This is a genomic window from Streptomyces sp. CY-1, from assembly GCF_047218265.1.
In the GTDB taxonomy this organism is placed as follows: domain Bacteria; phylum Actinomycetota; class Actinomycetes; order Streptomycetales; family Streptomycetaceae; genus Streptomyces; species Streptomyces niphimycinicus.
Window position 1 is genome coordinate 9631677 of record NZ_CP178393.1, and the last position, 20855, is coordinate 9652531.

Genomic DNA, 20855 nt, shown 5'->3' on the forward strand with positions numbered 1-20855 from the left:
CTACTGGTCGGTAACAGACTGCGGTTACCGCAGGTAATAAGCACGTGGAGGGGTCATGGCGGAGTTCTCGTTCGAGCTCGACGACGATCAGAAGGCGGTGCGCGACTGGATCCACGGCTTCGCCGCGGACGTCATGCGCCCGGCCGCCGCCGAATGGGACGAGCGCGAGGAGACCCCCTGGCCGATTATCCAGGAGGCCGCCAAGATCGGCCTGTACTCCCTGGACTTCTACGCCCAGCAGTACTTCGACCCCACCGGCCTCGGCATCCCCATGACCATGGAAGAGCTGTTCTGGGGCGACGCGGGCATCGCGCTGTCCATCGTCGGCACCGGCCTGGCCGCCGTCGGCGTCCTCGCCAACGGCACCGAGGAGCAGATCGGCACCTGGATCCCGCAGATGTACGGCGACGCGGACGACGTGAAGGTGGCCGCCTTCTGCTCCTCCGAGCCCGACGCGGGCTCCGACGTCGGCTCGATGCGCACCCGCGCCGTCTACGACGAGGCCAAGGACGAATGGGTGCTCAACGGCACCAAGACGTGGGCCACCAACGGCGGTATCGCCAATGTCCATGTGGTGGTCGCGGTCGTCGACCCCGAAATCGGCTCCAAGGGCCATGCGTCGTTCATCGTCCCGCCGGGCACCCCCGGTCTGTCCCAGGGCCAGAAGTTCAAGAAGCACGGCATCCGCGCCTCGCACACCGCCGAGGTGGTCCTCGACCAGGTGCGGGTGCCCGCCAACTGCCTGCTCGGGGGCAAGGAGAAGCTGGACGAACGCCTCGCGCGCGCCCGGGAGAAGGCCAAGGCGGGCGGGGAGCGTCTGAAGAACGCCGCCATGGCCACCTTCGAGGCGTCCCGCCCGGCCGTCGGCGCCATGGCGGTCGGCACCGCCCGCGCCGCGTACGAGGTCGCGCTCGACTACGCCAAGACCCGGCAGCAGTTCGGCCGCCCCATCATCGACAACCAGGGCGTCGCCTTCCAGCTCGCCGACATGCGCACGCGGATCGACGCCGCCCGTCTGATGGTGTGGCGCGCCTCGTGGATGGCCGTGACCGGCAAGCCCTTCGACTCGGCCGAGGGCTCCATGTCCAAGCTGTTCGCCAGCGAGACGGCCAAGCAGGTCACCGCCCAGGCGGTGCAGATCCTCGGCGGCAACGGCTTCACCCGCGAGTACCCGGTCGAGCGGATGCACCGCGACGCCGCGATCTACACGATTTTCGAGGGCACCAGCGAGATCCAGCGCCTGGTCATCGCCCGCACCCTCTCCGGCGTCCAGATCCGCTGAGCGCTCCGCTGGAAGTGTCGCGATGCGTCGTCGGCCGACTGCGGAGCGGCGGGCGCGTCAGACGGGGCCGACGCCCGCGCCAAAGCGCCGCTTCCGGGAGGCGAACGCGGCCAGCAGCGCGCGGAGCTCCTCACCGGTGAAGTCGGGCCACAGGGTGTCGACGAAGAAGAGCTCCGCGTAGGCCGCCCGCCAGAGCATGAAGTTGGAGATGCGCTGCTCCCCGGAGGTGCGCACCAGCATGTCGATGTCCGGCAGATCGGCATGCGGCAGATGGCGGGTGAACAGGGCCTCGTCGATGAGCCCGGGGTCCAGCGCGCCGTCCGCCGAGGCGCGGGCCAGAGCGGTGGCGACGTGGGCGATCTCCTCCCGGCCGCCGTGGTTGAAGCAGAAGGCCAGCGTCATCGCGCGGTTGTCGCACGTATCGGCCTCCGCGCGGCGCAGCGCGGCCAGCGTGGCCCGGGGGAGCCGGGCCTCCGAGCCCAGCCAGCGCAGCCGCACCCCCCGCTCGCCGTAGCCCCGGAAGACGTCCGCCAACTGGGCGGTGAGCCGCATCAGGGCGGCCACCTCACCGCGCGGGCGGTTCCAGTTCTCGGTGGAGAAGAAGAACAGCGACAGATGTTCGATGCCCTCTTCCAGGGCCGTGTCCACCACCCGCGGCAGCGCCAGCACCCCCGCCTGATGGCCCCGGGTGCGGGAGAGGCCGCGCAGGGCGGCCCAGCGGCCGTTGCCGTCCATGATGATGGCCAGATGCCGCGGCCGCCCCGGTGACTCGTCCTGGGGGCCGCGGCGTTGCCGTACGACGGCTGGCGCACCGGCGATCGACGCCCGCAGCAGCCGCTTGACGGAGGGCACTCTCCAGGCTCCGACCTCGAACACCCACCCGTCCCTCCGCCTAGCTTCCCGGCGCCGTGTCTGACGACGCGACGGGGGCGGGGGTTACCTCCCCGGTGGCCGAACCATTCGTTTGGTCGTCACGGCCGTCACGGCTTGCGGGCCACGCCCCCATGGACATCGGTGGTCTCGATGTCCGTCTCGGAGGGGCCCGGCCGCCACAGCGGACACGACACGATACCGGGCTCGATCAGCTCCAGACCCTCGTAGAAGCGGCTGATCTGCGCGACGCTGCGCAGCACATAGGGAACGGCGCCGGTGTCGTCGTAGCCCTGCTGTGCCTCCTTGAGCGCCTGGTCGGTGTCGGTGCTGTCGTAGTGCACGAAGTAGCTGCCGGACGGTAAGGCGGCCTGGAGCCGCCGCACGACCGACACCGCCTCGTCGTAGTTCTGGATATGGCCGAGGATGCCCATCAGCATCAGGGCGATGGGCCGGTCGAAGTCGAGCGTCTTCGCCGCGGCCTGAAGGATCCGCTCGGGCTCGTGCAGATCGGCGTCGATGTAGTCGGTCACCCCTTCCCGGGTGCTGGTGAGCAGCGCCTGGGCGTGCCGGAGCACCAGGGGGTCGTTGTCCACGTAGACGATGCGGGCCTCGGGCGCCACCCGCTGGGCGACCTGGTGGGTGTTGTCATAGGTGGGCAGCCCGGTGCCGATGTCCAGGAACTGCCGGATCCCGCACTCGCCCGCCACATGGGTGACGGTACGGATGAGGTACGCGCGCGAGGCCCGGGCCATGGTCTCGATGTTCGGGGCGACCTCGCGGTACTCGTCACCGGCGATCCGGTCGATCTCGTAGTTGTCCTTGCCGCCCATCCAGTAGTTCCAGATCCGGGCCGAATGCGGCACCGTGGTGTCGATCTTGTTCAGGGCCTGCTGGTCCGGGGTGGACGAGCGGTCGGTCATGGAGCCATCTCCTGCCGTGCGTGTGGGGTTCGCGGGGCACCAACGTAAGCCCGGTGCGGGGGAGTTCAGCGACGCTGGGCGCAGAACGGCACGGGGGAGCGGATGCGCGGGAGGGGCCGGGCGAACGAGGACACCGGCTCGGGCGCCGCCTCGCCGCGGCCCGGATCCGGATCCGGGCCGCCGCCGGAGGCCGGCCGCTCCTCGATGGTGAGCACCGGGGCGTGCTCGGCGAGAGTGGAGAAGGCGTGGTCATAGCCGGTCACCGCGGCGCCGATCTCCGCGAGGGCCGCCGCCGAGGCGCCGCCCGCGGCGAGCCGGTCCTCCAGCACCTGGACCGGGGCCGTCACATGGACGAAGGCGCCATGGCGCTCGGCCACCGCGTCGGCGAAGTCGAACGCCTGAATCCAGGTCACCCGGGAGTGGCCACGGCGCAGCGGTCCGTAGACGAGCTCGCCGACCAGTCCGGCGTCGACCGCGAGCGCCCCGCCGTGCAGCAGGAGTTCGCGGTACGGCCGGACCGGGTCCACATGGGGGAGGTCGGGGGAGGCGCGGGCGACGGTATAGCCGTGCCGGCGGGCGAGTCCGGCCAGCAGCGCGTCCCTGCCGACCCCGTCGCAGCCCTCGACGATCAGTGTGCGGTGCTGTGCCACCGCATGGTCGAGGTTCATTTCCGGCATCCTGTCGGTCCCATATAGCTCTCAGCTCTGCGAGGGGGACGACGCCGCCGCCCGCCACGGCGTCTTCAGTGTGCGTGGCGGGACGGCAGGGGCGGGAGTGCGGTGCGGGGTTGTGCGGTTGTGCGGGCGTAGTGGTTTTCGAGGGGCCAGCCGTGCGTGGCCCCGCTGAGCAGGTCGGAGGAAGTCCGCTACGGTTCGGGCAGCGCCCCGAAGGGGCGCGGGGCTGTGTCGATGTGCGGCTCCGCCGTGGCTGTGTCGATGTGCGGCTCCGCCGCGTGGGACCAGCCACGACGACGCCGCAGTCGGCCGACGACGCATCGTGACACTTCCAGCGGAGCGCTTAGGCGATGAGGAAGTCCGCTTCGCCGGACTTCGCCGCCTCCAGGAAGGACGCCACCTCCGAGCGGGTGTAGATCAGCGCGGGTCCGGCCGGGTCGGTGGACTGGCGCAGCGCGACCCGCCCGTCCGGCAGTCGCTTGGCCTCGATGCAGGTGCCGCCGTTGGACCCGCTCCAGGGCTTCTCCCAGCCCTCCGTGCCCAGGTCCGTGGCCGGCATTCCGCTGTAGACGGGGTCGTGCATCTCAGTGCTCCTTACGCAGTTCGGCCAGGATGGTGCTGGAGTCGCCGATCCGCTCGGCCTGGACCGCCATCCGGTCCAGGACCTCGAGATAGGCGACGACTTCGGCCGGCTTGTCCACATAGACCGCCCCGGTGAGGCTCTCGGTGTAGACGACGTCCGGCAGTTCGGAGAATCCGAAGCGGAAGTAGTGGAAGGGGCCGAAGGCCCCGGGGTGCGGCCCCGCCGCGAACCGCATGATTTGCAGCCTGACCTTGGGAATCTCCAAGGTGTCGATCAAGTGGTCGATCTGGTCGCGCATCACCTGTGAGCCGCCCACGGGGCGGCGCAGCACCGTTTCGTCGAGGATGGCCCAGATGGTCGGCGCGTCCGGCTTGGTGAGCAGGTCCTGGCGCTGGACGCGCAGGGCGATCCGGCGCTCCAGCTCCTCCTCGGTGTCCCGGGGAAAGCCCATGCGCAGTACCGCTCGGGCGTAATCCTCAGTCTGGAGCAGCCCGGGGACGTAGTGGGGCTCGTACGCGCGAATGACGGTGGCCTCACTCTCCAGACTTACGTAAGCACTGAACCAGTCCGGAAGCACATCGCGGAACTGATGCCACCAGCCCGGCTGGTTGGCCTCCCGTGCCAGGGTGAGGAAGTCCTCCATCTCCGGGCCGCGGACGCCGTAGTTCCGCAGCAGCTCCTTGAGGTACGGAATCTTGAGACCGACTTCCGCCTTTTCCATCCTGCGCACGGTCAACGGGGTGACCTCGATGGCTTTCGCGGCTTCCTCGAACGACACCTTCGCCCGCTCGCGCAGATGCCGCAGACGCTTGCCGAGAACTCTGCGCAAGACGGTGGGGGCGGCGCCGGCCGGCCGTGCCTCGCTCACGTCCCGCCTCCCGGAGGAATGGCTGTCATATGCCTGCACAGTGTGCCACGCGATGGATGACACTGACAGAGCGAGTCGATCGGTTTGAAATTATCAGAACGAAGGTTGCGGGGTGATGGCTTCACCACGCATAGTGAGCACGTGACCCATCTCACCCTCTATGGCGAGGGCTCCCAACTACCCATGTCCACAACGTCGTTGAGGTGCCCGGCCAGATGGTCGGCGCCGCGCGATGGGGAACCCGCAGACCGCCGTGGCTCAGAACGGGGACGGTCACGGTGACGCATCACGCACAGCCGGTAAGCGGGCGCCAAGGCGCCGTGGCCAACGTCGGGTTGGCCGCGGCTCTGAAGGAATCCGGGTGCTCCTACGCCTCATTGGCCCTGCGGGTCAATGAACTGGGCCGTAGGCAGGGGCGCGAGTCGAACTACGACAAGGCGTCCGTCACCCGCTGGCTGCAAGGCGGACAGCCGCGTGGCACCACGCCGGAGCTGATCGCCGCCGTGCTCTCCCACCGGCTCGGCAGGCCCGTGGCCCCCGCCGAGCTGGGATTCATCTCCGACCGACAGCGCCCGGTCGTGGCCCGCGCGCTGGCCTACCGGGAGGACGTAGCAGAAACCTTGCACACGCTCGCCGAACTCGGCTCCACCGACATATCCCGCCGCAGCCTGCTGGGTGCGGTGCCCTTCGTCGCCGGCGCACTGGTGACCCCGCAGCGCGAATGGCTGCTGTGGCTGGTCGAGAACCAGGACACCGCCCGGCTCGCGGCCGCGACCGAAGGCGGCCGCGTCGAACAGGTCCACGCGGCGATCAACATGTTCGACGAGATGGACAATCGCTTCGGCGGCGGCCAGGTCCGCGCCAGCATCGTCCTCTATCTGTCGACCGAGGTCGTCCCCATGCTCCAGCAGCGCGGCGCGCCCCCTCAGGAGCGGCGCCAGTTGTTCACCGCCGCCGCCAAGCTGGCCGCCATGGCCGGCTGGAGCAGCTATGACAACGCCGAATACGGCCTGGCCCAGCGCTATATGACCCAGGCGCTGCGGCTGTGCGCCGAGGGCGGCGACCGGGTCCTGGGCGGTCAGATCCTGGCCGGCCTGTCCCATCTGGCGACCAACCTGGGCCAGCCCGAGGCGGGGGTCGAGTTGGCCCGGGTCGGTGTCGCCACGGCCAAGCACGCCGGAAGCCCGCTCGGGCTGATGCGGCTGCACGCCATGGCCGCCCGGGGCTACGCCGCCCTGGACCAGCCCCGGGAGGCGTCCAAGTCGCTGCGCGCGGCCGACGCCCAACTGGAGGCCAGCCAGGGCCCCGAGCAGGAGTCGCCCTGGGTGCGCTTCCTCGACCACCACTATCTGGCTGCCGAGGCCGCGCTGTGCTTCCGCGACCTGGGCAACGCCACCGAGGCCGAGCACGCCGCCACCGAATCCGTGCGCGCCAACGCCGACCGGCGCCGGCGCCAGGCCATCAGCAGATCCGTGCTGGCGACGTCCTATCTCCAGCAGAACCGGCTGGACGAGGCCGTCGGCACCGCGGGCGAGGCGCTGGACACGCTCAGCGGGGTGCACAGCGAGCGCTCGATCCAGGCGCTGCGCGACTTCCGCACCCGGCTGCGGCCGCACCGCGGGGAGCCCATGGTCCGGGAGTTCGAACAGCGCTCCCGGACGGTGCTCGGCGTGGCCGCCTGAGGCTCCGGGCCCGGGGCTCCGCCCCGCCCGGTGCCCCGGCGAAGTCTCCGGCCGCTCCGTGTGAGCGGCCGGTGACGTGTCCGGAGCGCCTCCGCTCGGGGGAGCGCCGGGGGGTCAATACCCTCCCGGCGTGGGGGCGTTCTGGGCTCGGTCGACGGGCAGATGCGCACCGGAGACCCCGCTCGAGGCGTCCGAGAGCAGGAACGCCACGACCTGGGCGACCTCCCGCGGGGTGACCAGTTCACCGCGCGGCAGCTCGGCCGCGAACCGGGCGTATGCCGCGGGCTCTTCGGTGCGCATCCGGTCCCACCGCTTCCCGGGGATCAGCATGGACCCCGGGGAGACGGCGTTCACCCGGATCCCGTCCGGGCCCAGCTCACGGGCGAGCGAGGCCGCGAGATGGATCTGGGCCGCCTTGGCCGCCCCGTACTGCGCCTGGGGTCCGGGCTTCCAGCCGGAGATGGAGGCGATCACCACCACGGAGCCGCCGCCCGCGCGGCGCAGATGCGGCACCGCGGCCTTCACCAGCCGTGCCGTATGACCCACGTTCATCTCCCAGGTCAGCGACCAGTCCTGGGGACCGGCGTCCTCGATGCCGCGGCCGCGGGCGCCACCGGCGCAGGCCACCACGCCGTCAAGACCGCTGAAACGTATCCCCGCCGCCTCGACGAATTCCTCCAGCGATCCCGGCTCGGTGACGTCCAGCGCACGGGTGAACAACTCCCCGTGGCCCTCGGCGCTCAGGGACGCCGTGAGGGACCGCAGATCCTCCGGCGTCCGCGCACACGTGGCCAATCGCGCCCCACCGGCGGCCAGTAGCCGTACGATCTGTTCACCCAGCCCCCGGGAGCCCCCGGTCACCAGGACCCGTTTGGCGTCCACACCGGACCGCTGCCCCGGGCCGAGCCGCCCCTCGCGGTCGTCGCTCACGCTTGCCACGTCCGGACCGTACAGCCCGAACCACTACGCCCGTACAACCGGACAACCCCCATGCCCTCTCGCCCACCGGCCGGTCCAACCGTTTGTCTACATGAACGGCGACCGACGGCGCTTTGCGCTGCCTTCGAAGGAGGAACCATGCCGGTATCCGGCACTCACCGCGACCGGGCCGTCTCCGTCCGTGGCAGCCGGTCCAGGCGGGTCGGGTGGGGTGTGCGCACCACCTGTCACCAGCTCAGATGCCAGGCGGTCGGTCGCCAGAATGCGCTTACCCGCTCATCGGAGCATCAATCACCCCATGGGCCCGTATGCCACCACAGCCCACAGACCGACGAGGAGCGTGAGGACCGACACCGTGAGCCGATCCTTTCCAGGACTGTCGCACAGGCCGGCGTCGGCCGATGAGGAGAGCGAGACGATGGGCGCGAGCCATGGCATCGCGGTCTCCACGGACCGCCCGCGAACCGATCCGGTTACCGGGTCGCGAACTGATCCGCTTACCGGGCCCCGAACCGATCCGGTCACCGCGCCGGGAGCCGATCCGGTCACCGCGCCGGCCGCCCCGGCGATCCCCGTCCCCGGTTCCGGAGGGGAGAGGACGGTGATCCCGCTGGACACCCGCCGGCTCTTCCGGGCGGAGTTCCCCGCCCTTCCCGACCGCGCCGCCGCCGTACGCCGGATGGTCGCCGGGCATCTGCGCGACTGGCGGCTCGGCGGGATCGTGGACCATGTCGTCCTCGCCACCAACGAGCTGTTCGCCAACGCCGTGGAGCACGGCAGCTCCGGCCCCGCCGACACCGTCACCATAACCGTCTCGCTGGAACGCTTCGGCCGTGAGCTGCGCGTGGAAGTGGCCGACGGCTCGCCCGTGATCCCGGTCGTCCGCAAGCCGGAGCCGACCGAGGAGTCCGGACGAGGGCTGGCCATCGTCGAGGACCTGGCCCTCGACTGGGGCACCGAGCCGCCCGACCCCGGAGCCCGCGGGAAGAAGGTGTGGTTCACCCTGCCGCTGGTGGCCACCTCATGAACGCGTGGGCGCGCGGAGACCGCCGGATGCGGGTCACGGTGGAGACCGACGCGGCCGAATGGCTGCTGGCCGCGAGCGACGACCCCGGGCGGGTACGGCTCCAGTGGGCCAGCGGCACCGGCCTCGCCGATCTGCCGGTGGGCCCCGTCTTCGACCTGGTGCGGATGTGCGACGACATCGGCACCGCGGTGATCCAGGCGCTGCGGCGGCGCGATGCGGCGGGGCCGGTGATGCTCGCCACCGCCAGCCATGTGGCGTCCTTCCTCGTGCCGCCCGGATCGGCGGCCGAGTGGAAGGGCTGGCTGGCCGGGACGGCGTACGCCCGCCGCCGCGCGGTGGCCGCGGCGGGGCCGGGGCGGGTGCTGCGCTGCCCCAGGCCCGGCTGCGTCCGGCAGGGCCATGTCTGGCTGATCCGGCCCGGCGGCCCGCTCACCGACAGCCGTACCCTGCGCGCCGCCCTGGAGGAGGCCATCGACCGGCCCGGCCTCCCGGATGCGCTGTTCCGCTGAGCGCTCCGCTGGGCGTGTCGCGATGCGTTGTCGGCCGACTGCGGCGTCGTCGTGGCTGGCCACGCGGCGGAGCCGCACATCGACACAGCCGCAGCGGAGCCGCATATCGACACAGCCCCGCGCCCCTTCGGGGCGCTGCCCGAACCGTAGCGGACTTCCTCCGGCCTGCTCAGGCCCTGTCCGGTGGACCTCGGCGCCTCGCCATCAGCGGTGGGCGCCGCGGGCCCGTGACGGTCCGCCGGACACCCGTGACGGTCCGCCGGACAGGGGGGCGGGCCTAGGCCGCGGGCGCCGGGGCGAAGGCGGCGCGGTGTGCCTCGGCGAAGGCGCGGAAGGAGCGCGGAGCGCGCCCGGTGACCCGCTGGACGGTGTCGGTCGTCCGGTCCTCCGCGCCGTGCCGGATGTCCTCGTCGAGCCCGGCGAGCACCGCGGCGAACTCCGACGGGATCCCCATCGCCGTCAGCCTCTCCCGCAACTCCCCGGGCTCCACCGCGACATGGCGGGCCGGCCGTCCGGAGACCTCTGCCACGATGCGCGCCGCCTCCGCGTAGCCGAGCGCCTCGGGGCCGGTGATGACGTGGTCCGTGTTGTGCGGGCGCTCGTCCAGCAGGGCGCGGGTGGCGACGGCGGCGATGTCCGTCGCGTCGACGAAGGCCACCTTGCCGTCCCCGGTGGCGGTGACGATCTGGCCGTCGCCGCGGATGGCATGGGCCACCGCATGGTCACCGGTGAAGTTCTGCATGAACCACGAGGGCCGCAGCACCGCCCACTCCGGAACGGTCTCCTTCACCAGCGCGTGCAGCGCGCCGAGGCCCGTGGGCGCGTCGGCGACCGCGGAGGAGCTCAGCAGCACCACCCGTCGTACGCCCTGGGCGACAGCGGTGTTCAGGAACGGCTCGACCACGGGCCGCGGCTCGGCCACCCCCAGGGGCGAGACGAGATAGATCCGCTCCACGCCCTCCAGCGCCGCCGCATGGCCGGCCGGGTCGTGCCAGTCGAACCGGACGGCCTCGCCGACCCCGGCCGCTGCCGCCGCCTCGGGCCGCCGGGTGGCGGCCAGCGCCCGCGCGCCCTCCGCACGCACCATCCGCAGCACCTTGGAGCCGGTGTTCCCGGTGGCACCGAGGACCAGAACGGTGGGTTCAGCCATTGGTCCGGTCCTCCTCGGCGCCGAAGCCGACCTCGCTCAGCATCAGCGGGTTCCAGTAGTCGCGGTACGAGGCGATCTCGCCGTTCCGGACGGTGATGACGGCGATGTACGAGGGGCGGAGCGGGCGGCCGGACGAGACGGCCACGGCGTCCATCGAGAACTCCACGATCAGCACCTCCGGGTCCTCGGTGCGATGGATGACCTGATGCGCGACGGCGCGCAGATCGATGTGGTCGGCGTAGTCCCGCACGTACTCGCGTACGGCCTCACGCCCTTCCAGCAGCCGCGGCCGGTCGGCCGGGGCGAAGGGGAACTCCATGGTGCCGTCGACGGCCCACAGATCCGCGAATCCCATCATGTCGTGGTCGAGCAGCAGTTCCTTCGCCCGCTCGAACACCTTGATGCGGTCATCCATGACGTACTTCCTTCTCACAGGGTGATGCCACAACCAACGGACGGAACGGTACCGTCCCGTTCGTGCATCATAGAACGAGACGGTATCGTCCTGTCCATCTGTTAACCTTGAAGCCATGTCGGACACCAACCGGCGCCCCCCGAGCGGCGCCGCCACCCTGCGCGCGGACAAGACCGCCGCCATCGCCGAGGCCGTTCTGGACGAGCTGGCGGAGCACGGATACGGCCGGCTGTCGATGGAGGCCGTGGCCAAACGGGCCGGAGTGGGCAAGAGCGCCCTGTACCGGCGGTGGCCTTCCAAGCAGCGGATGGTCATCGCGGTCGTGTCGGAGCTGAGCGTCGCCCTGGTCGAGGAGCCCGACACCGGATCCCTGCGCGGCGATGTGCTGGCCGCACTGCACGCGGTCGCCGACTGGCTGACCCATCCGCGGTTCTCGCGGATCCTGCCGGACCTGATCGCCGAGGCGCAGCGGGACGAGGAGCTGTTCCAGGCCCTGGCCCGCTGCATCGGCGAGCCGCGGCGCGCCCGCGCCATCGGCATGCTGGACCGGGCGACCGAGCGCGGTGAGCTGCCGCGGGACCTCGACCGCGAGCTGGCGCTCGATCTGCTCGGCGGGCTGGTCTACTGGCGCGTCTCGGCCCGTGGGGCGGTCCTGGAGCCCGGCTACTTCGAGCGCGCCGCCGATATGGCGCTGCGGGCCCTGGACGCCCGGCCGCGCGGGGAGTGACGGCGCCGCGCGGGGAGTGACGGCCGGGGCGGGGCCGAAGGGTGTACGGGACGCCAAGGTGGCGGGGCGCCACCTCGACGGGGCTCCTCTCCACCGGACTCCTCCTCCGGATGGGCCGGAGAACAGGGCATGGCGGTGCGCGGCCGCGCATCATCGCTTAGTGACGAGCGGTGGTGAGCCGCCGCGCGTCCTCGACCCTAGGAGCCCCCATGTCTACCGGCCTCTCCGTCCACATCGGACTCAACCAGGTCGACCCCGCCGCGTACGACGGCTGGAGCGGTGAGCTGGGCGCCTGTGAGCAGGACGCCGTCGACATGGCCGGGATCGCCGACGCCGCGGGGTTCGATGTGACCGACCCGCTGCTGGGCCCGGCCGCCACCGCGGAGACGGTCACCGCCACCCTGGAGGCCGCGGCCGGGCGGCTGGCCGAGGGGGACATCCTCTTCCTCACCTACTCGGGCCACGGCGGTCAGGTGCCCGACCTCAACCACGACGAGACCGGGGACCGGCTCGACGAGACCTGGGTGCTCCACGACCGGCAATTGGTCGACGACGAGCTGTTCGAGCTGTTCGGGAAGTTCGCCAGGGGGGTGCGGATCTGGCTGCTCTCCGACAGTTGCCACAGCGGCACCGTGGCCCGGCGGCTGCCCGAGATGCTCAGCGCCCAGGAGCTGGACCGGCGGTTCAGCACCGCCGATCCCGCGGAGGTCGGCCGCAGGATCCGGGCCATGCCCCAGTCGGTGCAGTCCGCCGTCTACCGGCGCGACCGGGACGCCTACGACCGCATCCAGAACACCCGTACCGCCAAGGACCGCGCCAAGATCGACGCCAGCGTGCTGCGGATCTCCGGCTGCCAGGACAACCAGACCTCCGCCGACGGGATCGTCAACGGCCTGTTCACCGCCACCCTGCTCGAGGTCTGGCGGGGAGGTGCCTTCGCGGGCAGCTACCGCGGACTGCACCGGGAGATCGTCAAGCGGATGCCGCCCGACCAGACGCCCCACCTCTTCCAGGTGGGTGCGCCGAACTCCGCATTCGCCCGGCAGCGGCCCTTCACCATCTGAACCGGGATCCGTAGCGTGCCCGCGTCATACCCGTGTGCGGCGACCCGCCGAGCGAGGTATGACAGTAGGAGGGCACGGCGAGCCGGTGAGGTGCCGGTATGACCACGCATGACCGTGTTGACCAGGAGGACGAGGCGGGTATCGGCAGCATGGCGACCGCCCCGGGAGGTGTGCTCGATCTGCTGCGGGTCGCCGCCGTGGCGCTGGACGTCGAGGGACGGATCGCGCTGTGGAGCCCGGAGGCCGAGCAACTGTTCGGTTATCGCGCGGCCGAGGCGCTGGGTCGCCGCGCGGACAAGCTGCTGGTCCACCCGAAGGACCGGCGGGCGGCCGTGGAGCTGTTCGCACGCGTACGGGCCGGTGACACCTGGGCCGGCGTCTTCCCGGTCCGCCGCCCGGACGGCTCCACCCTGAAGGTGGAGTTCCACACCATGGGCCTGCGCGACGCCCACGGCGAGGGCTACGCGCTAGGGCTGGCCGCCGACGAGGGGACCGTACGGCGGCTGGAGACCGATCTGGCCGTATCCGGCTTCCTGATCGGACAGTCGCCCGTGGGGCTCGCGGTGTTCGACACCGAGCTGCGCTGGCTGCGCGCCAACCCGGCCCTCCAGCAGATGAACTCCATCACCGAGCCCCAGGTGCGCGGCCACCGCGTCGGGGAGGTGCTGCCCGGGCTCGACGTCGAGGCCATCGAGGCCGCCATGCGGCATGTGCTGGAGTCCGGCGAACCGCTGCTGGACCAGCAGAGCATCGGCCGGACCCCCGCCGACCCCGACCATGACCACGCCTGGTCGGAGTCGTACTACCGGCTGGAGGACCCCAGCGGCCGGATCCTGGGCGTCGCCGTCTCCATCATGGACATCTCCCGGCGCCACCGGGAGACCAGCGAGATCTCCGAGGCGCGCGAGCGGCTGGCCGTGATCGCCGATGCCAGCGTCCGCATCGGCACCACGCTGGATCTGCGGCAGACCGCCCAGGAACTCGCCGATGTGACCGTGCCCCGGCTCGCCGACCTCGCGGCCGTCGACGTCCTGGACTCCGTGGTGCACCGCGAGGCCACGCCCCGGGTGTGGGCCGACGGCTCCGCCCGCTTCCGGGCGCTCGCCGTCGCCGCCGGCTACCCCACCGACGCCGTCCACGCGGCGGACCCGGTCGGCGAGATCGCCCGCTACGAACCCACCCGGCTGATCACCCAGTGCGTCCGCGAGGCGCGGCCGATCCTGGTGCCGCACGTGACCGAGCAGGACGTACGCCGGATCGCCCGGAACGACGACGCCGCCCGGGTGCTGCTGCGCGAGGGCGTGCACTCGTACATCGCCGCCCCGCTGATCGCCCGCGGCAGTGTGCTCGGCACCCTCAGCCTGCACCGCACCATCAACCCCCGGCCGTTCGACGAGGAGGACCTCACCCTCGCCTGCGAACTGGCCATCCGCGCCGCCCTGTGCATCGACAACGCCCGGCTCTACGCCCGCGAACGCGACGCCGCGCTCACCCTCCAGCGCAGCTTGCTCTCCCAGCAGCCACGCGACCTGGACGGCCTGGAGATCGCCTCCCGGTATCTGCCCGCGGTCAGCGCCGCCGGCGGCGACTGGTTCGATGTGCTGCCGCTCCCGGACGGCCGGGTCGGGCTGGTGGTCGGCGACGTCATGGGCAAGGGCATCCACGCCGCGGCGATCATGGGCCAGTTGCGCACCGCCACCCGGGCCTTCTCCCGGCTCGATCTGCCCCCGGCCCAGGTGCTGTGCCATCTCGACGAGATCACGCCCAGCCTGGGGGAGTCCATCGCCACCTGCCTCTACGCGGTCTGCGATCCGCGCACCGGGCGGTGCGAGATGTCCACCGCCGGCCATCTGCCACCGGTGCTGGTGCAGCCCGGCGGCGAGGCCGAGCTGATCGACATCCCCACCGGCGCGCCACTGGGCGTCGGCGGCGTCCCCTTCGCCTCGGTGGAGCGGGAGCTGGCCGAGGGGGCGCTGCTGGCCCTGTTCACCGACGGCCTGGTGGAAAAGCGCCATCAGTCCCTCGACGTCGGACTGCACACCCTGGTCCAGTTGCTGCGCCGCCACCAGGGCCCGCTGGAGCGGATCTGCGACCAGGTGCTGGCCGCGCTGCACGGGGCGCCGGACGACGATGTGGCCCTGCTGCTGGCCCGGCTGCGCCGCCCTCGCCTGCCGGAGACGTCCGTGGTTACCGTGGAAGGTGGCTGAAGAAGGGCCGACACATCACCCACCCCATCGATGAAACGACGTCCCGATGGCTCAGCTCGCCCGCCGCTTCACCGTAGTGACCGCCCTGGTGGCCGTAGCCCTGGGGACCACGGCCTCCCTCGCCGGTGCCGCGGAGCCGCCGCACCCCAGGCCCACCCCCAAGGTCGCGGTCATCGGCACCGGAGGCACCATCGCGGGCGTCAGCAGGTCCAAGGTGTCCTTCGACGACTACGAGGCGGGCAAGCTCCGGGTGTCCCGGCTGGTCAACGACCTCAGGCCCGAGGTGAACCGGATCGCCGATGTGACCACCCAGCAGTTCGGCAACAAGGACTCCAACAACTACACGATCCCCGAGTACCGCCGGCTCACCGCCGCCGTCGACCACGCCCTGAAGTTCAACGACGGGGTGGTGGTCACCACCGGCACCGACACCATGGAGGAGTTCGCGTACTGGCTGGACCTGACCGTCCGCAGCGACAAGCCCGTGGTGCTCACCGGCTCCATGCGGCCCTGGACGGTGGTCGGCTCCGACGCCCCGGCCAACCTCTACAACGCGATCCACCTCGCCGCCAGCGGGCGCACCACCTGCTTCGGCACCGTGGTGATGCTCAACGACCAGATCCACGCCGCCCGCGAGGTGCGCAAGTCCGACACCCTGCGGCTGAACGCGTTCAGCAGCGGCAGCAGCGGTGAACTCGGCGTCATCGACCAGAACCACATCCGCGTCAACCGTGCGCCGGCCCGGGTCGAGCAGTGCGGCAAGCCCGGCTGGAAGACCCCGTTCGACCTCGACCGGATCGCCCGGCGGCCACTGCCCGAGGTCGACATCGCCTACAGCTACCAGGGCGCCGGACCCCAGGCCATCAAGGCGTTCGCCGACGCCGGGGCGAAGGGGATCGTCACCGCGGGCACCGGCGCGGGCGGCCTCTCCCCGGCCATGACCGAGGCCCGGGACGACGCCGTCAAGAACGGGGTGGTCATGGTCTCCGCCTCGCGCACCGGCTCCGGCGCGGTCTACGACCCCCGTGTCCACGGGGTCATCGGCGCCCAGGACCTGACCCCGCAGAAGGCCCGGCTGCTGCTGCTTCTCTCGCTCGCCACCACCCATAACGAGCATCGGATCCAGACGTGGTTCCACACCCTGGGCACCGGCCAGTTCACGGCCCGTCGTTAGGGTGCGGCGCCACTGCCGCGGAACGTGGCGCGGTAGGCGCTCGGTGACACCCCGAGGGCGGTGTGCAGATGCTGCCGCAGCGAGGCGGCGGTGCCGAACCCCGCGTCGGCCGCGATCCGGTCCACCGGCAGATCGGTCTCCTCCAGCAACTGCCGGGCGCGCTCGAGGCGCCGCTGGGTCAGCCACTGCACCGGGGTCATCCCCACCTCTTCCCGGAACCGCCGGGAGAAGGTCCGTACGCTCATCGACTCCCGCTCGGCCAGCTCCCGCAGGGTCGGCGGACGGTCGAGCCGGGTCAGCGCCCAGGCGCGGGCCGCGCCGGTGGAGCCGCCGCGCTGCTCCGGCACCGGCCGCCGGATGAACTGCGCCTGGCCGCCGTCGCGATGCGGGGCCACCACCGAGCCGCGGGCGACCTCGCCCGCCACCGCCGCGCCGTGGTCGCGCCGGATCATATGCAGGATCAGATCGATACCGGCGGCGTCCCCGGCCGAGGTCAGCACCTCGCCCTCGTCCGCGTAGAGCACGTCCGGGTCGAGCGCGACGGCCGGGAACAGCTTCCGGAACCGGTCGGCCTCCTGCCAGTGGGTCGTCGCCCGGCGCCCGTCCAGCAGCCCCGCGGCCGCCAGCACGAACGCCCCCGTGCAGATCGAGGCGATCCGGGCGCCGGGGCGGATCCGGGCGAGGGCGGCGGTGAGCGGGGCGCCCAGGCGGCCCTCGGTCTGTGGCTCGTCCGGTTCGTTGGCGGCCGGGACGAGCACGGTGTCGGCCTCGGCCAGCGCCTCCGGACCATGCGCGACCCGCATGGTGACGTCGGAGTCGGTGCGCACCTCACCGGGGGCCGGCGCGCAGGTCACCACCTCGTACAGCGGCTCACCGGCGGCCGATACGGCCCGGCCGAACAGCCGGTGCGCCATGCCCAGCTCGAACGGCAGCAGCCCATGGCGCACCAGCACCGCCACCCGATGGCGGCCGGGGTGAGCGAAGACGGACATGGCGCGATTCTCGCAGCCGCCGAGGATCCGGCCATCACTTCTTGGCCCGGCCCATCACTTCTTGGCCCGGCTCGGCTGCACCCGCTTCGGCTCGCCCGCCATCTTCGGATGCTCCGGCGGATAGGGGAGGTCACCGAGCCCGTGCTCCCGCTCGTCCCGCGTGGCCAGCTCCAGCGCGGGCTCCAGGCGAAAGGCGTGCTCGTCCATGTCCGCGTGCAGATCGCCCAGCTCGCGGTAGCGCACCGGCATGGTGGCCAGGTCGAAGTCGCGCGGCCGGGCGTCGGGGACCTCCTCCCAGCGCAGCGGCGCGGAGACCGGGGCGTGGGGGCGGGGGCGTACCGAGTAGGCGCTGGCGATGGTGCGGTCCCGGGCGGTCTGGTTGTAGTCCACGAAGATCTTCTTGCCGCGCTCCTCCTTCCACCACTTGGTGGTCACCCGCTCCGGGGCCCGCCGCTCCAGCTCCCGCGCGATCGCGATCGCGGACCGCCGAACCTGGGTGAAGGTCCACTCGGGCGCGATCGGGACGAAGACGTGCAGCCCCCGGCCGCCCGAGGTCTTGGGCCACCCCCGCAGCCCCAGCCCGTCCAGCACCTCGCGCAGCTCCTGCGCGGCCCGTACCGCGTCCTCGTAGTCGGTGCCCGGCTGGGGGTCGAGGTCGATCCGCAGCTCATCGGGGTGTTCGGTGTCCCCGCGCCGCACCGGCCACGGATGGAAGGTCAGGCTGCCCAGATTCGCCGCCCACACCACGGCCGCCGTCTCGGTGGGACAGATCTCGTCCGCGTGCCGACCGCTGGGGAAGGCGATACGGCCGGTCGGAATCCACTCCGGGAGGTTCTTCGGGGCCCGCTTCTGGAAGAACGACTCCCCGTCGACCCCGTCCGGATAGCGCTCCAGCGTCGTCGGCCGGTCCCGCAGCGCCCGCAGCGCGCCCTCGCCGACCGCCAGGTAGTAGCGGGCGAGGTCCAGCTTGGTGAACCCGCGCTCCGGGAAGTACACCTTCCCGGGGTTGGTCACCCGCACCGTGCGACCGCCGACCGTGAGCTCCACCGACTCTGCCATACGGCCACGCTAGGCCCGCCCGCCCGAGGCCGCCTCCCGGCGGGCGCGCGGCCCGCCACGGGAGCACAATCGGACATCATGGACCTTCCGGTGATGCCTCCCGTCGAGCCGATGCTGGCCAAGGCCGTGGCCACGATCCCGCCCGGGATGCGTTACGAGGGCAAATGGGACGGCTTCCGGGCCATCGTCTTCCGCGACGGGGACGAGATCGAGATCAGCAGCCGCACCACCAAGCCGCTCACCCGCTACTTCCCCGAACTGGCCGAGGCGCTGCTTGCCAACCTGCCGCCGCGCTGCGTCCTGGACGGCGAGATCGTCATCGTGCGCGGCGGACGGCTGGACTTCGACGCCCTGCTGGAGCGGATCCACCCCGCCGACTCCCGGGTGCGGCTGCTGGCGAAGAACACGCCCGCCGGCTTTGTCGCCTTCGACATCCTCGCCCTCGGCGACGCCTCGCTGCTGGACACCCCGCTCAGCGAGCGCCGCGAGGCGCTGACCGAGGCGCTGCGCGACGCCCGGGACCCGGTGCACCTCGCCCCCTGCACCGACGATCTCGACGTGGCCCGGCAGTGGTTCGAGAGTTACGAGGGGGCGGGGCTCGACGGCGTTGTGGCCAAAAGCCCCGACCTGCGCTATCGCCCCGGCGAGCGGGTGATGATCAAGGTCAAGCACGAGCGCACCGCCGACTGTGTGGTGGCCGGGTACCGCGTCCACAAGTCCGGCCAGGGCGTGGGCTCGCTGCTGCTCGGCCTGTACGACGCCACCGGCCGGCTCCAGCACGTGGGCGTCAGCGCCGCCTTCACCGCGCGCCGCCGCCAGGAGCTGCTGGCCGAGCTGGAACCACTGGCCATGGAGACCGTCGAAGGCCATCCCTGGGCCGACTGGGCGCGCGAGGAGGCCCATGCCAAGGGCCGGATGCCGGGTGCGCCCAGCCGCTGGACCGGGGTCAAGGATCTGTCGTGGCTGCCGCTGCGCCCGGAGCGGGTGTGCGAGGTGGCCTACGACCATATGCAGAGCGGCCGCTTCCGGCACACCGCCCGCTTCCGGCGCTGGCGGCCGGACCGGGAGCCCGGGCAGTGCACCTACGAACAGCTCGAGGAGCCGGTCTCCTACGACCTGCGCCAGGTGCTGGGGTCCGCCCCAGGGCCGTAGCCGCCAAGCGCTCCGCGGGAAGTGTCGCGATGCGTCGTCCGCCGGCTGCGGCGCCGTCGTGCGTCACCGCTTGCCGCCCCGGGCCGGGTGCCTGGCCATCCGTACGAACCAGTCACGCGCCACCTCGGCGGCCTCCTCCAGCGTTCCCGGCTCCTCGAACAAATGGCTCGCGCCGGGCACCACATGGATCTCGTGCGGGGCCACGAGCATGGCGGCCGCCTGCTGGTTGAGCCGCAGCACCTCGTGGTCGTCACCGCCCACGATCAGCAGCACCGGCGCCCGCACCCGGTTCAGCGCACCGCCCGCGAGATCGGGCCGGCCGCCGCGGGAGACCACGGCCGCCGCCCGCTCCGGCCGCTCCGCGGCGGCCGTCAGCGCCGCCGCCGCTCCCGTACTGGCGCCGAACAGCCCCACCGGCAGTGCCGAGGTGGCCGGATGGTCGCCGAGCCAGTTGACCGCGGCCACCAGCCGGCGGCCCAGCAGCGGGATGTCGAAGCGCAGTTCGGCGGTGATCGCGTCCACCCGCTCCTCGGCATCGGTGAGCAGATCGAAGAGCAGGGTGGCCAGATCGGCGTCCTGTAGCACCCGGGCCACCGCGCGATTGCGCGGGCTGTGCCGGGAGCTACCGCTGCCGTGGGCGAACGCGACGACGCCGATGGGCTGGTCGGGAAGGGCCAGATCGCCCACGAGCATGGCGTCGTCCGCGGCGATACGGGCGGTCTCGGAGCGCATCGGCCACCTCCTGCCGGGGGTTGCGGGGCTGGGCTTGCGGCTAGGCGTAGGCCATGAGCCCTTGCCGCAGCTCGCTGTAGAGCCGGGAGAGCCTGCGGGATATGTGCATCTGCGAGAAGCCCAGGATCTCGCCGATCTGACTCTGCGAAAGCCCGGCGAAGAACCGCAGATACAGCACGTAGCGGTCCTGCTCCGACAGTTCGGCGATCAGCACCCGCAGCGCCTCGCGGTTGACGACGCGTTCGATCGCGGCGTCGTCCGCGCCCACCGTCTCGGCGAGCAGCCGCTCCTCGGCGCCCTGGACCGCGGCGTTGAGGGAGAGCGGAGTGCAGGAGGCGCTGGCCTCCAGGCCCGCCTTCACGTCCTCCTGGGCCATACCGGTGCGCAGGCAGATCTCATGGATGGTGGGGGCGCGCCCGCCGAGCTCCTGCTCCAGCGCGTCGCGGGCGGAGCGGGTACGGGAGCGGACCTCCTGGATGTTGCGGGGGATGTGCAGCGTCCACAGATAGTCGCGGAAGTGGCGCTTGAGCTCACCGGTGATGACGGGTATCGCATAGGAGGGGAAGGCATGCCCGAGGTCGGGGTTGTAGCGGTCGACGGCCTTCACCAGGGCCAGCGAGGCGACCTGGGTGAGGTCCTCCATGTTCTCGCCCTTGTTGCGGAAGCGCAGCGCCAGGCGTTTGGCGACGGGCAGCCAGGCGCAGATGATCGCCTCGCGCAGCGCGTCGCGTTCAGGTCCGGACGGGAGCCGGGACAGACGCAGGAAGGCACCGCCGGTGTCGGGAGTGTCGTCATGGCGTCGTTGGCGAGTCGCGGTTGCTGACAT

General features: G+C 71.8%; 21 protein-coding genes. 9 read left to right on the forward strand and 12 right to left on the reverse strand.

What is annotated here, in order from left to right; translation table 11 throughout:
• The first annotated feature begins 55 nt into the window (after positions 1–55).
• On the forward strand, positions 56–1282 hold the full coding sequence (locus ACK1X7_RS41520; RefSeq protein WP_413116477.1) for an acyl-CoA dehydrogenase family protein: 1227 nt from the start codon (positions 56–58) through the stop codon (positions 1280–1282).
• Between the two features lie 57 nt (positions 1283–1339).
• On the opposite strand, the gene uppS is transcribed toward ACK1X7_RS41520, so the two are convergent.
• The 5 genes from uppS to ACK1X7_RS41545 all read right to left on the reverse strand — a co-directional run bounded on the left by uppS (position 1340) and on the right by ACK1X7_RS41545 (position 5200).
• The gene (gene uppS / locus ACK1X7_RS41525) at positions 1340–2158 is read right to left on the reverse strand and encodes a polyprenyl diphosphate synthase (protein WP_385150128.1); all 819 of its coding nucleotides are present in this window, start codon (positions 2156–2158) and stop codon (positions 1340–1342) included.
• A gap of 104 nt (positions 2159–2262) precedes the next feature.
• Positions 2263–3075 carry an SAM-dependent methyltransferase gene (locus ACK1X7_RS41530; RefSeq protein WP_385150125.1) on the reverse strand — a complete coding sequence of 271 codons (813 nt, stop codon included), beginning with the start codon at positions 3073–3075 and terminating at the stop codon, positions 2263–2265.
• Positions 3076–3140: 65 nt separating this feature from the next.
• The gene (locus ACK1X7_RS41535) at positions 3141–3743 is read right to left on the reverse strand and encodes a hypothetical protein (RefSeq protein WP_398158978.1); all 603 of its coding nucleotides are present in this window, start codon (positions 3741–3743) and stop codon (positions 3141–3143) included.
• Between the two features lie 349 nt (positions 3744–4092).
• Positions 4093–4332, reverse strand: coding sequence for a DUF397 domain-containing protein (locus ACK1X7_RS41540; RefSeq protein ID WP_014056733.1), 240 nt, complete (start codon positions 4330–4332; stop codon positions 4093–4095).
• A 1-nt stretch (position 4333) separates the two neighbouring features.
• Entirely contained in the window at positions 4334–5200 is an 867-nt protein-coding gene (locus ACK1X7_RS41545) for a helix-turn-helix domain-containing protein (protein ID WP_413116478.1), read from the reverse strand.
• A gap of 320 nt (positions 5201–5520) precedes the next feature.
• Between ACK1X7_RS41545 and ACK1X7_RS41550 the strand changes: the two genes are divergently transcribed.
• A complete protein-coding gene (locus tag ACK1X7_RS41550; RefSeq protein WP_385150117.1) occupies positions 5521–6882 on the forward strand; it encodes a hypothetical protein in 1362 nt (453 codons plus the stop codon).
• Positions 6883–6996: 114 nt separating this feature from the next.
• On the opposite strand, the gene ACK1X7_RS41555 is transcribed toward ACK1X7_RS41550, so the two are convergent.
• Positions 6997–7812, reverse strand: a complete 816-nt coding sequence (locus ACK1X7_RS41555) for an SDR family NAD(P)-dependent oxidoreductase (RefSeq protein WP_385150143.1) — start codon at positions 7810–7812, stop codon at positions 6997–6999.
• 610 nt (positions 7813–8422) lie between these two features.
• On the opposite strand from ACK1X7_RS41555, the gene ACK1X7_RS41560 reads away from it, so the two are divergent.
• Both ACK1X7_RS41560 and ACK1X7_RS41565 read left to right on the forward strand, forming a co-directional pair.
• A complete protein-coding gene (locus tag ACK1X7_RS41560) occupies positions 8423–8848 on the forward strand; it encodes an ATP-binding protein (protein ID WP_398158979.1) in 426 nt (141 codons plus the stop codon).
• Positions 8845–9357 carry a hypothetical protein gene (locus tag ACK1X7_RS41565; RefSeq protein WP_385150112.1) on the forward strand — a complete coding sequence of 171 codons (513 nt, stop codon included), beginning with the start codon at positions 8845–8847 and terminating at the stop codon, positions 9355–9357. Before ACK1X7_RS41560 ends, ACK1X7_RS41565 begins: the two co-directional genes overlap by 4 nt.
• Before the next feature lie 277 nt (positions 9358–9634).
• Here ACK1X7_RS41565 and ACK1X7_RS41570 read toward each other — a convergent pair whose 3' ends face one another.
• The gene (locus ACK1X7_RS41570; RefSeq protein WP_413116479.1) at positions 9635–10507 is read right to left on the reverse strand and encodes an NAD(P)H-binding protein; all 873 of its coding nucleotides are present in this window, start codon (positions 10505–10507) and stop codon (positions 9635–9637) included.
• Positions 10500–10922: a nuclear transport factor 2 family protein gene (locus ACK1X7_RS41575; protein WP_385150106.1), complete on the reverse strand. Its 423-nt coding sequence runs from the start codon at positions 10920–10922 to the stop codon at positions 10500–10502. Before ACK1X7_RS41575 ends, ACK1X7_RS41570 begins: the two co-directional genes overlap by 8 nt.
• 115 nt (positions 10923–11037) lie before the next feature.
• Here ACK1X7_RS41575 and ACK1X7_RS41580 point away from each other — a divergent pair, with 115 nt between their 5' ends.
• The 4 genes from ACK1X7_RS41580 (at position 11038) to ACK1X7_RS41595 (ending at position 16094) form a co-directional block, all read left to right on the forward strand.
• On the forward strand, positions 11038–11649 hold the full coding sequence (locus ACK1X7_RS41580; RefSeq protein WP_361511375.1) for a TetR/AcrR family transcriptional regulator: 612 nt from the start codon (positions 11038–11040) through the stop codon (positions 11647–11649).
• Positions 11650–11858: 209 nt separating this feature from the next.
• Complete coding sequence (locus ACK1X7_RS41585; protein ID WP_385150103.1) at positions 11859–12713, forward strand: caspase family protein; 855 nt, start codon at positions 11859–11861, stop codon at positions 12711–12713.
• A gap of 98 nt (positions 12714–12811) precedes the next feature.
• Entirely contained in the window at positions 12812–14920 is a 2109-nt protein-coding gene (locus ACK1X7_RS41590; protein WP_385150100.1) for a SpoIIE family protein phosphatase, read from the forward strand.
• Between the two features lie 46 nt (positions 14921–14966).
• On the forward strand, positions 14967–16094 hold the full coding sequence (locus tag ACK1X7_RS41595) for an asparaginase (protein ID WP_413116480.1): 1128 nt from the start codon (positions 14967–14969) through the stop codon (positions 16092–16094).
• Here ACK1X7_RS41595 and ACK1X7_RS41600 read toward each other — a convergent pair.
• Positions 16091–17086: a GlxA family transcriptional regulator gene (locus tag ACK1X7_RS41600; protein ID WP_413116481.1), complete on the reverse strand. Its 996-nt coding sequence runs from the start codon at positions 17084–17086 to the stop codon at positions 16091–16093. The two genes, ACK1X7_RS41595 and ACK1X7_RS41600, sit on opposite strands and share 4 nt — an antisense overlap.
• Before the next feature lie 54 nt (positions 17087–17140).
• The gene (gene ligD, locus ACK1X7_RS41605) at positions 17141–18145 is read right to left on the reverse strand and encodes a non-homologous end-joining DNA ligase (protein WP_385150092.1); all 1005 of its coding nucleotides are present in this window, start codon (positions 18143–18145) and stop codon (positions 17141–17143) included.
• 78 nt (positions 18146–18223) lie between these two features.
• On the opposite strand from ligD, the gene ACK1X7_RS41610 reads away from it, so the two are divergent.
• Positions 18224–19297, forward strand: coding sequence for an ATP-dependent DNA ligase (locus ACK1X7_RS41610; RefSeq protein WP_385150089.1), 1074 nt, complete (start codon positions 18224–18226; stop codon positions 19295–19297).
• A 63-nt stretch (positions 19298–19360) separates the two neighbouring features.
• Here the strand turns inward: ACK1X7_RS41610 and ACK1X7_RS41615 are convergent, their stop codons facing one another.
• Together ACK1X7_RS41615 and ACK1X7_RS41620 are read right to left on the reverse strand one after the other, a co-directional pair.
• Positions 19361–20029 carry a dienelactone hydrolase family protein gene (locus ACK1X7_RS41615; protein ID WP_382952066.1) on the reverse strand — a complete coding sequence of 223 codons (669 nt, stop codon included), beginning with the start codon at positions 20027–20029 and terminating at the stop codon, positions 19361–19363.
• A gap of 40 nt (positions 20030–20069) precedes the next feature.
• Positions 20070–20855, reverse strand: coding sequence for a SigB/SigF/SigG family RNA polymerase sigma factor (locus ACK1X7_RS41620; protein WP_385155655.1), 786 nt, complete (start codon positions 20853–20855; stop codon positions 20070–20072).

Coding starts and splice junctions, on each gene's coding strand:
- ACK1X7_RS41520 (WP_413116477.1), top strand. CDS start 56: ATGGCGGAGTTCTCGTTCGAGCTCGACGACGATCAGAAGGCGGTGCGC.
- ACK1X7_RS41530 (WP_385150125.1), bottom strand. CDS start 3,075: ATGACCGACCGCTCGTCCACCCCGGACCAGCAGGCCCTGAACAAGATC.
- ACK1X7_RS41535 (WP_398158978.1), bottom strand. CDS start 3,743: ATGAACCTCGACCATGCGGTGGCACAGCACCGCACACTGATCGTCGAG.
- ACK1X7_RS41540 (WP_014056733.1), bottom strand. CDS start 4,332: ATGCACGACCCCGTCTACAGCGGAATGCCGGCCACGGACCTGGGCACG.
- ACK1X7_RS41565 (WP_385150112.1), top strand. CDS start 8,845: ATGAACGCGTGGGCGCGCGGAGACCGCCGGATGCGGGTCACGGTGGAG.
- ACK1X7_RS41570 (WP_413116479.1), bottom strand. CDS start 10,507: ATGGCTGAACCCACCGTTCTGGTCCTCGGTGCCACCGGGAACACCGGC.
- ACK1X7_RS41575 (WP_385150106.1), bottom strand. CDS start 10,922: ATGGATGACCGCATCAAGGTGTTCGAGCGGGCGAAGGAACTGCTGCTC.
- ACK1X7_RS41580 (WP_361511375.1), top strand. CDS start 11,038: ATGTCGGACACCAACCGGCGCCCCCCGAGCGGCGCCGCCACCCTGCGC.
- ACK1X7_RS41585 (WP_385150103.1), top strand. CDS start 11,859: ATGTCTACCGGCCTCTCCGTCCACATCGGACTCAACCAGGTCGACCCC.
- ACK1X7_RS41590 (WP_385150100.1), top strand. CDS start 12,812: ATGACCACGCATGACCGTGTTGACCAGGAGGACGAGGCGGGTATCGGC.
- ACK1X7_RS41595 (WP_413116480.1), top strand. CDS start 14,967: ATGGCTCAGCTCGCCCGCCGCTTCACCGTAGTGACCGCCCTGGTGGCC.
- ACK1X7_RS41600 (WP_413116481.1), bottom strand. CDS start 17,086: ATGTCCGTCTTCGCTCACCCCGGCCGCCATCGGGTGGCGGTGCTGGTG.
- ligD (WP_385150092.1), bottom strand. CDS start 18,145: ATGGCAGAGTCGGTGGAGCTCACGGTCGGCGGTCGCACGGTGCGGGTG.
- ACK1X7_RS41610 (WP_385150089.1), top strand. CDS start 18,224: ATGGACCTTCCGGTGATGCCTCCCGTCGAGCCGATGCTGGCCAAGGCC.
- ACK1X7_RS41615 (WP_382952066.1), bottom strand. CDS start 20,029: ATGCGCTCCGAGACCGCCCGTATCGCCGCGGACGACGCCATGCTCGTG.
- ACK1X7_RS41620 (WP_385155655.1), bottom strand. CDS start 20,855: ATGTCAGCAACCGCGACTCGCCAACGACGCCATGACGACACTCCCGAC.